This is a genomic window from Parageobacillus caldoxylosilyticus (assembly GCF_019272935.1).
In the GTDB taxonomy this organism is placed as follows: Bacteria; Bacillota; Bacilli; order Bacillales; family Anoxybacillaceae; genus Saccharococcus; species Saccharococcus caldoxylosilyticus.
The window spans coordinates 2,689,209-2,702,214 of the sequence record NZ_CP040553.1 but is presented as its reverse complement, the minus strand read 5'-3'; the positions used below and the strand labels follow the sequence as shown (position 1 = coordinate 2,702,214).

At 47.0% G+C, this 13,006-nt stretch carries 10 protein-coding genes, 1 other RNA gene and 1 other annotated feature (1 of these 12 running past the window's edge); of the genes, 1 reads left to right on the top strand and 10 read right to left on the bottom strand.

What is annotated here, in order from left to right:
- Window positions 1–7 precede the first annotated feature (7 nt).
- The 6 genes from BV455_RS13705 to BV455_RS13680 all read right to left on the bottom strand — a co-directional run bounded on the left by BV455_RS13705 (window position 8) and on the right by BV455_RS13680 (window position 7,708).
- Window positions 8–1,150, bottom strand: a complete 1,143-nt coding sequence (locus BV455_RS13705; RefSeq protein ID WP_017435568.1) for a cysteine desulfurase family protein — start codon at window positions 1,148–1,150, stop codon at window positions 8–10.
- A gap of 18 nt (window positions 1,151–1,168) precedes the next feature.
- Entirely contained in the window at window positions 1,169–1,585 is a 417-nt protein-coding gene (cymR, locus tag BV455_RS13700; RefSeq protein WP_017435567.1) for a cysteine metabolism transcriptional regulator CymR, read from the bottom strand.
- Between the two features lie 10 nt (window positions 1,586–1,595).
- Window positions 1,596–2,255 carry a YczE/YyaS/YitT family protein gene (locus BV455_RS13695; protein ID WP_017435566.1) on the bottom strand — a complete coding sequence of 220 codons (660 nt, stop codon included), beginning with the start codon at window positions 2,253–2,255 and terminating at the stop codon, window positions 1,596–1,598.
- Between the two features lie 48 nt (window positions 2,256–2,303).
- Window positions 2,304–3,614 (bottom strand): replication-associated recombination protein A, encoded by a 1,311-nt coding sequence (locus BV455_RS13690; protein ID WP_061579387.1) that lies wholly within the window; start codon window positions 3,612–3,614, stop codon window positions 2,304–2,306.
- A gap of 38 nt (window positions 3,615–3,652) precedes the next feature.
- Complete coding sequence (locus tag BV455_RS13685) at window positions 3,653–4,546, bottom strand: TetR/AcrR family transcriptional regulator (protein WP_042406367.1); 894 nt, start codon at window positions 4,544–4,546, stop codon at window positions 3,653–3,655.
- Window positions 4,547–4,657: 111 nt separating this feature from the next.
- Window positions 4,658–7,708 carry an efflux RND transporter permease subunit gene (locus tag BV455_RS13680; RefSeq protein ID WP_042406369.1) on the bottom strand — a complete coding sequence of 1,017 codons (3,051 nt, stop codon included), beginning with the start codon at window positions 7,706–7,708 and terminating at the stop codon, window positions 4,658–4,660.
- A gap of 194 nt (window positions 7,709–7,902) precedes the next feature.
- Here BV455_RS13680 and BV455_RS13675 point away from each other — a divergent pair, with 194 nt between their 5' ends.
- Entirely contained in the window at window positions 7,903–8,553 is a 651-nt protein-coding gene (locus BV455_RS13675) for an RsfA family transcriptional regulator (protein WP_017435562.1), read from the top strand.
- Between the two features lie 88 nt (window positions 8,554–8,641).
- Here the strand turns inward: BV455_RS13675 and BV455_RS13670 are convergent, their stop codons facing one another.
- The 4 genes from BV455_RS13670 to hisS form a co-directional block, all read right to left on the bottom strand.
- Window positions 8,642–9,406 (bottom strand): tRNA threonylcarbamoyladenosine dehydratase, encoded by a 765-nt coding sequence (locus tag BV455_RS13670; protein WP_017435561.1) that lies wholly within the window; start codon window positions 9,404–9,406, stop codon window positions 8,642–8,644.
- Between the two features lie 166 nt (window positions 9,407–9,572).
- A non-coding RNA gene (gene ssrS, locus BV455_RS13665) (6S RNA) lies at window positions 9,573–9,756 on the bottom strand.
- A gap of 91 nt (window positions 9,757–9,847) precedes the next feature.
- On the bottom strand, window positions 9,848–11,623 hold the full coding sequence (gene aspS, locus BV455_RS13660; RefSeq protein WP_017435560.1) for an aspartate--tRNA ligase: 1,776 nt from the start codon (window positions 11,621–11,623) through the stop codon (window positions 9,848–9,850).
- Between the two features lie 11 nt (window positions 11,624–11,634).
- On the bottom strand, window positions 11,635–12,906 hold the full coding sequence (gene hisS, locus BV455_RS13655) for a histidine--tRNA ligase (RefSeq protein ID WP_017435559.1): 1,272 nt from the start codon (window positions 12,904–12,906) through the stop codon (window positions 11,635–11,637).
- A 47-nt stretch (window positions 12,907–12,953) separates the two neighbouring features.
- Window positions 12,954–13,006, bottom strand: a binding site (T-box leader); it runs 179 nt beyond the window's last position.

The following is a 13,006-nucleotide window of genomic DNA, read 5'->3' as shown; positions in this document are numbered from 1 at the left end:
CCCCCGTTTATTTGTTTGTTAATCTTTTCACAATTTTTACCGTTTCCGTTGCTGCCCGCTCAATTTGTTCTTTTGTATTTCCAAGTCCAAAACTAAAGCGAATCGACGAGCGAATTCGTTCTGATTCTTTTCCGAACATGGCGACGAGCACATGGGACGGATCAATCGATCCAGCGGTGCACGCCGAACCGCTGGAAGCAGCGATTCCCGCCAAATCGAGATTGACCAGCATCGACTCGACGTTTGTGCCTGGAAACGCCACATTGACGATATGCGGCAATCCGTCTTCACTTCCGTTTACTGCAAAATCGATGCCTGATTCGGCAAAAATAGATAACATGGTTTCCCGGAGCAAGCGATACTCTTCCTGCTTTTGCTTCATCGTTTCTTGGGCAATTTCCACTGCTTTCGCGAGCCCGGCAATGCCGGCGACATTTTCCGTTCCGGCGCGGCGTTTCCGCTCTTGCTCCCCGCCGTAAAAAAGCGGAGACAGCTTGACCGTTTCCCGGGCATATAAAGCGCCAATCCCTTTTGGGCCGTTTATTTTATGGCCTGAAACAGACAGCAAATCAATATGGTGCTCATTGACGTCCATCGGTACAAGTCCATAAGCCTGCACCGCATCCGTATGAAAATAAGCCTGGTGCTCTTTTAGCAATTCCCCGATTTCGCGAATCGGTTGCAGCACGCCTACTTCGTTATTCGCAAACATAATCGAAACCAGAATAGTGTCGTCGCGAAGCGCCGCTTTGACATCGGCTGGAGAAACCTTTCCATGTTCATCTACTGGGAGATAGGTGACATCAAACCCTTGTTTTTCTAAATATTGGCATGCACGCAATACGGCGTGATGCTCAATCGCCGTCGTTATAATATGGCGCCCGCGATCACGGTTTGCCATCGCGGTGCCGATGAGCGCCATATTATCCGCTTCCGTCCCGCCGCTGGTGAAAATGACTTCCGTCTCTTTCGCGCCAATGCTTTTTGCCACCAAAGCTCTTGCTTCATCCACGGCATGACGGCTTTGTCTGCCAAAATAATGAATGCTTGACGGATTTCCAAACACTTCGGTCATAAACGGAATCATGCGCTCGACCACGTCCGGATGAACCGGTGACGTAGCGGCATGATCCAAATAAATCCGGTCCAATGATCATTCTCCTTTCCATCAAATATAAAACATATATGCCTCATTATCATCTTCGCTATACTTCGCCAAATCTTCCAGCGTCGTGCTGTCTAGCACTTCCTCGACCGCATCGCGAATGCGAATCCATAGCTCTCGTTTGGCCGGCTCTTCTTCCTCGAGTTCTTCGACAGGCGTGATCGGCCCTTCTAGCACGCGGATCACATCCCCAGCGGTAATTTTCGCCGGATGATCCGCTAGCACGTAGCCGCCGTATGCCCCGCGGATGCTTTTGACAAGCCCGGCATTCCTAAGCGGTGTGACAAGCTGCTCCAAATAATGTTCAGATAAATTATTTGCTTTGGCGATCGAGCGCAGCGAAATCGGGCGGTCGCCATACTTTTTTGCCAACTCAATCATAATCGTCAATCCATACCTACCCTTTGTCGAAATCTTCATATTACTCCTCCTAACGACTTAAACCTTGTGTTTCCATATGAATTGGTTCCATGATGCGCTCGGTGATTCTTCGGCATTGCGGAAGGGCAACGCCAGCCACCGATCCGATCGTCACGCAAAAAATGAGCGTCCCTATCGATACCGGTCCGCCTAGCAGCCAACCGATCAATAAAACAAAAGCTTCCATCGCAATGCGAATATATTGCACTTTCCAGCCGGTTAAATCCATCAGGGCAAGCATCAAGCTATCGCGAGGACCAGCGCCAACATCGGCAGAAATATAAAGTCCCATTCCATAACCGGCAATAACAATGCCAATCAGCAGCATCGCAAATCTTCCAGCAATTGTAGCAGGAGTTTGCAAATACGGAATCATCATATACATATCGATAAATACGCCGACAAAAAGCATATTCAAAAAAGCGCCGAGTTTTGGCAGCCGTTTGACAAGCAGGGAAGATAACGCCAAAATCACAATGCCGACAATAATTGACCATGTCCCAATCGTCAGCCCGAATTTTCGGTACAATCCGATATGCAATACATCCCACGGCGCACAGCCAACATCGGCTTTAATTGTCAGTACAATCCCGAAAGACATTACCAATAAGCCAATAAAATAAACTGTCCAGCGGAACAAAGATGCATATTTATAGTGAGAATGGGACATAGGCTCCCTCCATTATTGAACAAAGTAAACAAATCGATTGTCATTATATCATAAAATTTTGCTTCCTTCATTTTTGAAATTTTGCTGTTTTAATTGTTCCAGCCGTTCATATACTTTCGCATAATATTTTTCTTCCCCGTGTTCTTTCGGCATATAATATTTTACACCTGCCAACTCCTTCGGCAAATATTGCTGTGCTACCCAGCCGTTTGGATAATCGTGGGGATACCGATATCCTTTTCCGTGTCCAAGCACGCTTGCCCCATGATAATGCGCATCTTTTAAATGATCGGGAATATCGCCGATCTTTCCGGCGCGCACATCGGCAATTGCCGCATCGAGCGCTTTATAGGCAGAGTTTGATTTCGCGCTTAAACATAGCTCAATCGTGACGACTGAAAGCGGAATTCTTGCCTCCGGGAGCCCTAACCGTTCTACCGCGTTGACCGCTGCTTGCACTTTCACTCCCATCATCGGATTGGCAAGCCCGATATCTTCATAGGCGATGACAAGCAATCTCCGGCAAACGGCTGCTAAATCCCCGCCCTCAAGCAAGCGTGCCAAATAATGAAGCGCCGCATCGACATCGCTGCCGCGCACGCTTTTTTGAAACGCCGATAGAAGCGAATAATGCACATCTCCGTTTTTATCATGGGTAAATCCCCGGTTTGCTGTACACTCTGCTATCGTCTCCTCTTTGACATAAATTTGCCCATTGACTTCCCGCGAAGCATAGACGACCGCTTCTAACAAATTTAACGCAATGCGCGCATCTCCTCCGGACGCTTCAGCAATACGAAACAGCAGTTCTTCTTCGATCACAATGCGAAAGTTTCCTAATCCTCTGTCCGGATCTTGCAGCGCACGCCGTAAGAGGGCAACGATATCATCAGGCAAAAGGCGCTTCAATTGTTGAATTTGTCCGCAGCGGCTGCGGATCGCCGGATTTACTTCGTGAAACGGGTTTTCCGTCGTAGCGCCGATCAGCGTAATCAGGCCATTTTCCACGTGGGGAAGCAAATAGTCTTGCTGCGCCTTATTAAAACGGTGGATTTCATCGATGAATAAAATGACGTTGCCGATAAGCTTCGCCGTCTCCACTACTTCTTCGATATCCTTTTTTCCCGACGTCGTCGCATTAATGGCAAAAAACTCGCGCCCAGCCGTCCCGGCAATCGCATAGGCAAGCGATGTTTTTCCCGTCCCCGGCTCTCCGTACAGCAATAACGAAGGCACATACCCTTTTTGAATCATTTTGTACAAAGCGGTATGCGGCCCAATAATATGTTTTTGCCCGACGATCTCGTCAATATTCCGCGGTCTCATGCGGACAGCAAGCGGTTCCGCCGTAAAAAGCATAAAACGATCCCTCCGCCAATGAAAAGTATCGTTGTTCTTTAGCCGGCAGAGAACTTCTGCCTATCGAAATAGCGCTCTATTGCCGCCTTTAATTCATTGTATAAAGGCAAATCCCATTTCTCTAAATAAAGCAGCAGCGCATCCACCATAAACGGCCGTGCTTCTTCTCCTTTTTTCATCTCCAGTTTTAATGTTTCTAACGAGTAGCGTACATCCTCTTCCATTTCTCCATTAATCGGCACAGCGGCGATCATATGGTCAAGATAGGCGAGAATTTGTTTCTGCCTCTCCTGTTGATCGGTTTGCTCCGCGGAAAGATAATCGTGCATCGTTTCTATCGTTAATAACGGTTCTTCTTGTCCGGTCATGCTAGCCACTAGCGCATCGAGCCGCCGAAGCAAAAACGGCGCCATCTTGGCTAAAGGCAGCTGTTTTCGGTCAATCGCCATATAAAACAAATATTCTTTGAGCATTCCGTTGAGCATCGTCGCACAATCCAGCGAAAAACGGCGCACTTTTTCTCCGTATATTTCTTCGATGGCCCGGCGATACCAGTTGAGCATTTTCGCACGAATGCGAAACACGAGCCGATGAACTTCATCATTGACTTTTACCGTTTGTTCGCCCATATGCATTTGGACTAGCTCTTTATGGCGGTAAAATTCCTCGATTTGCACAGACAGCTGTTTTTCAAATTTTTCCCGTGCTGACAATGCGGCATCATCGGCAATATCTTTCATTTTGTGAAAGAGAACGTCATAGTAATAACGCAAAATCGACACCGCAATTTCTTCCTTCGATTTAAAGTAATTATAAATTGAACCTTTCGCTATCCCGCTCTGCTCGGCAATTTCTTGCATCGATGTAGCATAATAGCCTTTCTGCGCAAACAGCTTCATTGCCGCCTGAATAATTTCTTCTTTCCGGTTCAATGTTTTCTCCTTCCTTATTCTTGTTTATGATTATTATAATAGATTCTTTTTTGGGAAAAAAACGAAACAAAAACGATGGATGGCCCGTTGCAACATGGGCCATCCTTCCATTTACTGTTTCATCCGTTCTGCCTTCGCTTGGCGAATAAAGAATAACTCATACATCACAGGAATGAGAATAAGCGTTAACAAAGTGGAAGAAGTAAGACCGCCGATCACGGTAATCGCCAATCCTTTGGAAATCAATGTTCCGGACTCGCTCGTCAGCGCCAATGGAATCAGCGCTGTCACCGTTGCAAATGCCGTCATTAAAATCGGCCGCAGCCGTGTTTTGCCTGCTTCCATAATCGCGGCGCGAATCGTCATTCCTTTTTGTTCACGATTTTGTCCAATGCGGTCGACAAGAACGATGGCGTTGGTCGTGACAATTCCAATTAGCATTAATAGCCCGATCATGACACTGATGGACAGCGGCTCTTTTGCGATATATAAGCCAAGAAGCGAGCCGATCGGCACGAAAATAAGCGAAGACAGAATGACAAACGGGATGCGCGCTTTTCCGAATGTGACAAGCATCGTAATATAGACAAGGCCAATGGCAATGAGCATCGCAATGCCAAGCTCCTGGAACGTTTGCATCGTCTCATCGCTGCCGCCCCCTCCCTCTAATGACACATCATCTGGAAGGTTCAGATCATTTTTCACATGGCGAATGACATCATTGGTGACTTTTTGGATGTTATCGCCAACGATTTGCGCGGATACACGGGCAAACACTTTTCCATTCAGTTTTTGAATTGATGTATACGTATCTACCTCGTTGACAGACGCCAGCTCAGAGACAGGAACAAGTCCTCTCTTTGTAAAAATCATCGTATTTTTCAGTTCATCTACCGATTGAAGATGTTGATTGTACGATAATTGAACGGTCCGCTCTTTTCCGTTTAGCGTTAATGCTCCGACCTCCACCGGCTTCGTGGCGTCGGCAATCGTTCCTAAAATTTGAAATCCAGAAACGCCATAAGCGGCCGCTTTTTCCGGGTCGATATCGACGACGATTTGTTTTTGCTTATCGGCGAAGTTGTTCGTTACATCTTTCAAATCATGGCGTTTATTTAAATAGGTTTCTACTTGTTTTGCTGCTTTTTGCAAGGAAGATAAATTGTTGGAATACAAATCAATATCGACATTGTTATTGGTCGGCGGACCGCCGCTCTCCATCTCGCGCACGCCGAACTTTGTCCCGGGTGCTTTTTCATTGACGATTTGTTCCATCTTTTTCTCTAGCTTTTTGATTAATGGCGCAACAGCAACATCTTCTTTTAAATTAATAAAATAGTTTGCCTGGTTTTGACGTTTTAGTCCGCTGCGATAATCACGGCTGCCAACGGCTGCGGTGACGTTTTTAATTTCTTTCTGCTTGACAAACATATTTTCTAATGCTAATGATACATCATTTGTTTTTTCCAGCGACGTTGAAGACGGGAGTTCAATGCTGGCGACCAACGTTTTTTGCTCTTCATTTGGCAAAAAAGTAAACCCTAGCGCCGGAGCGAGTGCAAATGAACCGACAAGCAATACCACCGATAGCAGCAAAACAAGCGCTTTATGGCGAAGCGCCCAGGCAATGACGCGTCCGTAAACACGCTGCAGCGCTCCTTCTTTTTCTTCCGGCGGAACTTTTTTAAAGGAGAATTTCGCCAAAATCGGCACAACCGTAACGGCAACAACCAAAGAAACCAACAGCGCGAACACAATGGTTAAAGCAAACGGCAGGAAAAATTCGCCGGTAATTCCGCCGACAAAGCCGAGCGGCAAAAAGACAACCACTGTCGTAATCGTCGAAGAGGTAATGGCTTTTAGTATCTCTCTCGTCGAATCTTGAATGAGTTCATCCGTTATTCCCGTTTTCGCCTTGCGCACACGGCGAAAAATATTTTCAATGACGACAATGCTGTCATCGACGACGCGCCCTACTGCTACGGCCATCCCTCCAAGCGTCATCACATTTAAAGAAATATCCATTCGATTGAGAAAAATGGAAGCGACCAATAGCGAAAGCGGAATGGACACGATCGCGATGACCGTCGCGCGCACATTGCGCAAAAAGAGAAGCACCGCAACCGAAGCGAACAGCGCCCCGAGCAATCCTTCCCGGACGAGCGATTCGACCGATTTTTTAATTCCTTCCGCCGAATCAAAACCGATGGTGTAATCGAATTTGTCCTTATACGAATCCAATACTTTGGTCACTTTGTCCGCCACTTCTACCGTGTTCGCGTCTTGCTTTTTCGTTACTGCCATCGATAGCGCTTCTTTCAAGTTATAGCGCGTAAACTCGGCCCGATCGGCAACCGTTTCGATGCTGGCGATGTCTTTTAACTTAATCGCTGGCTTTGCTTGCGCCGCAGCAGGCATGGATTGCAGCACCGGCGATGTCAGCGCCATATTTTCCAGCTCTTTCACCGTTTCTAGCTTTTCCTGCACACGAACCGGAATTTGCAGCGTATCGGTATGAACATTGCCGGCTGGGAAAGACATGTATTTTTCGTTGATTTGATCTTTAATCTGTGTCAGCGTCAATCCTGCCTGCAGCGCTTTTTGCTTATCGACAGTAATTTTTATAATTTCCTCCTTCTCCCCGCCGACAGAGATGGAGTTAATTCCATCAATTTTATTTAACTCAGGAATAACTTCTGTTTCTAATATGTTTTGCAAATCCACATCTTTCTTGGCAAATAAAGAAATATTAAAAATAGGAATCGTTCCAAATGAAAACCGGTTGACTTTCGTCTCCACATTTTCCGGAAGATCCGTGTCTTTTATTAATGTGTCAACTTGCCGTTCCACTTCCTCCATATCGGTATGAAACGGAAACTCGAGATTAATAACGGCCATGCTTTCATACGAAGAACTTTGCATGTTCTTTAGCCCTTCAAGCGATTTGAATTTTTCCTCCAGCTTCGCCGTTACTTGATCGTTTATATCTTGCGGCGACGCCCCCGGATAAACGATTTCAATCGATAATTGCGGAAACTCAATGTTTGGAAGCAAATCGACTTTCAGGGATGAAAACGAGTATGCTCCTAAAATAATCAGCAAAAAAGAAATAATGAATACGGCGACTGCATTTTTTAGGCTAAATCTTGTTAAAAAATTCATCCTTCCACCTCTTTCCCGTCGTCATTTCTAACCAATTGTTCATAGTTTTTTGCAACCGACTGGTCGTAATAAATATAGGCCCATTATAAAAGATTATTGGCAAACTTTCAATGAAATAAAAAATATAAAGTTTAAATTTGCCAACAAGAGGAAAAACTATCATCTATCTAAATTTATTTGCGGGGTGTGACAACATGAAAACAAGACAAGACGCCTGGTCTCACGAGGAAGATGTCGTGTTGGCGGAAACGGTGCTACGATATATTCGCGAGGGGGGAACGCAGCTTGCCGCATTTGAAGAAGTCGGCAACCGCTTGAACCGGACAGCGGCCGCATGCGGGTTCCGCTGGAACGCCGAAGTTCGGAAACGATATGTTGAAGCGATTGAACTGGCGAAAAAACAGCGCAAAGAGCGGAAGCGCGCGCTAGAAATGGCCAAAAAACTCCAAAAAGAAAACAACGCAGCAACGTTGCTTCCATCATCAGAAAACATTTCTTATCAAGGATCGTCGCCATTTCTCCCTGCTTCGACGCTCACCCTTGAGCAATGCATCGCTTTTTTGCAAACGTTAAAACACGACTACGAACAGGTCGAAGCAATGAAAAAAGAAAATGAACGATTAAAACAAGAACAGGTACAGCTGCAAAAACAGCGGGAAGAATTACAACAAAAATTGGAGCGCCTCGAAGCACAGCAATCCACTATTCAAGAAGATTATGAGGCATTAGTAAAAATTATGGAGCGTGCCCGTAAACTCGTGTTGGAAGAAGAGTACGGAGTGCCGCCAGCCCATATTTTCCGCATGGATAAAAACGGAAATTTGGAACATATTGCCCGTTCTTAAAAAAACGTCGCAGCCCATAGTCTGCGACGTTTTTCACATATTTACCGAGAAGTCTCCCACCTCTTAACAGAGTGTAGATGGGAGAGGTTCATTCTTCTCCAACCCGATAAATTTTGATGTCTTTTAAAAGTTCCCGCACGACGTATGACGCCATGATCAATCCGGCCACCGACGGCACAAACGCGTTGGAAGACGGCGGCATTTGCGCTTTGCGGATCGGCGACTGGTCATTGCCTACGACTTTGCGGACATCTTCGCGAATAATAATCGGCTTTTCATCAGAAAATACGACAGGAATCCCGCGACGAATGCCTTCTTTGCGCAATTTGGCACGGATGACTTTCGCGATCGGATCCGTGTGCGTTTTCGAGATATCGGCGATGCGGAAACGCGTCGGATCCATTTTGTTGGCGGCGCCCATGCTAGAAATAATCGGAATATTGCGCTTTAAACATTCCTTCATTAAATGCACTTTATAAATAATCGTATCAGAAGCGTCAATGACAAAATCAAGATCATAGCTGAAAAATTGCTCATATGTTTCTTCTGTATAAAACATTTGCAGCGCAATCACTTCGCATTCCGGATTAATATCGGCGATGCGTTCTTTCATCAATTCGACTTTCGGACGGCCGATCGTCGAAAGAAGCGCATGAATCTGCCGGTTGATATTCGTAATATCGACATTGTCCCGATCGACAAGAACGAGCCGTCCGATGCCGGAACGAGCCAGCGCTTCCACCGCAAAAGAGCCGACCCCACCGACGCCGAGAACAGCCACTGTTGCTTGTTTTAATTTTTCCAGCCCTTCTTTGCCGATTGCCAATTCGTTGCGTGAAAATTGATGTAGCATCAATATCCTCTCCGTTGCTTTATTGTAATTTCCATACCGTTTTTTATCCTACAATAATCGGCGCTTTATTTTCAATCACATTTTTATGCCAGCAAAAACAAAACCCTATGTAAAGGGCAGCCTTTACATAGGGAAGTAGCCTGGCATATGTAGCAAAATTTCAGCTGTCAGTCCCAATCGTGCCGTCGATGCCTTCGTTTTGAACCCGCTCCCAAGCAGGTGGGTGCCCTGTCCCAAGGTTTGCACTTCCTCGTACGGGGAGGCATGTACGCCGCTTGGAAACCCGGGCTCCCGTATAACTTATTGTTCGGTCAAAACAATAGGTTATACGACGAACACATCAGGACTATTTCTATTTGCTTTTATTGTATCACAGATTTGGTCGCTTGTGAACCTCCCCGCCCACATACTTTTGGGGAATAAAGGACGATAGGAACCTGCTTACTCTTCTTTTTTCCATTGAACCGCTAAATGCAATTCTTCTAGCTGCTGCTTGCTGACTGGACTCGGTGCTTCGGTGAGCAGGCAGCTGGCGCTCGCCGTTTTTGGAAACGCGATCGTATCACGCAAGTTGGACCGTCCCGCAAGCAGCATGACAAGCCGGTCTAAGCCAAGCGCGATGCCGCCATGCGGCGGGGTGCCGTATTCAAACGCTTCCAGCAGGAAGCCAAACTGCGCGCGTGCTTCTTCTTCGGTAAATCCCAAGGCACGGAACATCTTTTCTTGTACGTCGCGCTCAAAAATCCGCATCGATCCGCCGCCAAGCTCATAGCCGTTAAGAACAAGATCATATGCCTGTGCTCTTACCTTTTCTGGATTTGTTTCAAGCGCTGGCAAGTCTTCCCGTACCGGCATCGTAAATGGATGATGTGCCGCATAGTAACGCCCTTCTTCCTCGTCATACTCTAACAGCGGCCAGTCCGTAATCCAAAGGAAATGAAGCTTTGTGTCATCAATTAAATTTAAATCTTTGCCAAGCTTCAGCCGCAGGGCGCCAAGCGCATCGGCAACCACCGCTTTTTTATCGGCGACAAACAGCAATAAATCTCCTTCTTCCGCCTCGAGCGTTTGAACGAGTCCTGCTTGCTCTTCTTCGGTGAAAAATTTCGCAATCGGCCCTTTCAACCCGTCTGCTTCCACTTTCAGCCAAGCCAGCCCTTTTGCGCCGTAGCGGGCGACAAACTCGGCCAACGCATCAATATCCTTGCGGGAATACCGATCTGCCGCGCCTTTTGCATTGATCGCCTTTACTTGTCCGCCGTTGGCAACAGCGCCGGCAAATACTTTAAAGGAAGAATTCTTCACTATTTCCGATACATCGACAAGCTCTAAACCGAAACGCGTATCCGGCTTGTCTGAACCGTAACGGCTCATCGCCTCGTCATACGACATGCGCGGAAACGGAAGGGAAACATCGATTCCTTTCGTCACTTTTACAACGTGGGCCATCATACGTTCCGTTAAGTCCATAATCTCTTCTTGGCTCATAAACGATGTTTCGATATCGATCTGCGTAAACTCCGGCTGCCGGTCAGCGCGCAAATCTTCATCGCGGAAGCAGCGGGCAATTTGATAATACCGTTCAAATCCCGCAACCATTAACAGCTGCTTAAATATTTGCGGCGACTGCGGCAGCGCATAAAATTCGCCTGGATGAACGCGGCTTGGCACTAAATAGTCCCTTGCCCCTTCCGGCGTGCTTTTCGTTAACATCGGCGTTTCCACTTCCAAAAAACCTTCGCCGTCTAAAAAGTCGCGAACCGCTTTCGTCACACGGTGGCGAAGCTGCAGCGTACGGAACATCACCGGGCGGCGCAAATCTAAATAGCGATACTTCAAACGCACTTCTTCAGCAACGTCTGTTTGGTCAGAAATAATAAACGGCGGTGTTTTCGCTTCATTAATGATGGTGATCTGTTCGGCTTGAACTTCAATTTTTCCTGTTGGAAGATTTGGATTGATCGTTCCTTCTTCCCGGGCCACAACAGTTCCCTCGACGCTTAACACATATTCATTCCGCACTTTTTCAGCAACATGCAGCGCTTCCTGCGACACCTCTGGGCTGAAGACGACTTGCACGATGCCTGTGCGGTCGCGAAGGTCAATGAAAATCAGTCCGCCAAGGTCGCGGCGTTTTTGCACCCAGCCTTTGAGCACGACTTTCTCGCCAATCGCTTTTTCCGTGATTTCCCCGCAATAATAGGTCCTGCCAAACATGCTGATGCCCCCTATGATAATCGTTCTTTTAAGAAATCGATCAATGACGGCAACGGTACTTCCGTTTGTTCGCCTGTACTCATTTCTTTTATATTGATGACATTTTTGGCAAGCTCGTCATCGCCAAGAATCGCCACCAATTTCGCGTTTAACCGGTCAGCTGCTTTCAGCTGTGCTTTTACTTTGCGGTCCTGGTAGTCTTTATCAGCAACTATCCCTGCTTTTCGCAGCTGATTTACCAGCAGCACGGATTCCTCTTTTGCTCTTTCGCCGACAGCAACGACATAACAATCAATGCCTTCACGAACCGGCAATGTAATACCTTCTGCCTCCAGTGCGGCCAGAAGCCGCTCAATGCTAAGAGCAAAGCCAATGCCAGGCGTTTCTGGCCCGCCGATTTCCTGGACGAGCCCGTTGTAACGGCCTCCCCCGCATAATGTCGTGATTGCGCCGAACCCCTCGGCATCGCTCATAATTTCAAAAGTGGTATGGTTATAATAATCCAACCCGCGTACAAGACGCGCGTCCACTTCAAACGGAATGCCCAGCTTCGTCAAGTACGATTTTACTTTTTCAAAATACTGATGCGATTCCTCGTTCAAATAATCAAGGATGGACGGCGCTGTCGCCATTAACTCATGATCGCGGTCTTTTTTGCAGTCAAGGATGCGAAGCGGATTTTTTTCGAGACGCACTTGACAGTCTTCGCAAAGCTCATGAATCCGGCCCCGGAAATGGTCGATCAACGCTTGGCGGTGCGCTTTGCGGCTTTCCGCATCCCCCAGACTGTTAATCACTAATTTTAGTTGCTTTAATCCTAATGTTTGATATAGTTCCATCGCCAGCGCAATCACTTCCGCGTCCATCGCCGGATCGCTGCTGCCGAGCGCCTCGACGCCAAATTGCACAAACTGGCGGAATCTTCCAGCTTGCGGGCGTTCATAGCGGAACATCGGCCCTATGTAATACAGCTTCACCGGCTGATTCGGATTGCCGTACATTTTATGTTCCACAAACGAACGGACGACCGGTGCCGTGCCTTCCGGGCGAAGCGTCAAGCTTCTTCCGCCTTTATCTTCAAACGTGTACATTTCTTTTTGTACAATATCGGTCGTGTCGCCGACGCCGCGCAAAAACAGCTCCGTATGTTCAAAAATTGGCGTGCGAATTTCATGGTAATTGTAACGCTCGCAAATATCGCGGGCGATTTTTTCAATATACTGCCATTTTTCGGCTTCACCAGGCAAAATATCTTGCGTTCCTCTTGGAATTTGAAAAGCCATAACAAACCTCCTTTACCAAAATAAAAACGCCCTTGTTCCCTATAAATGATAGGGACGAGAGCGCTGTTCCCGTGGTGCCACCCTAATTGAAGCAAAAAAG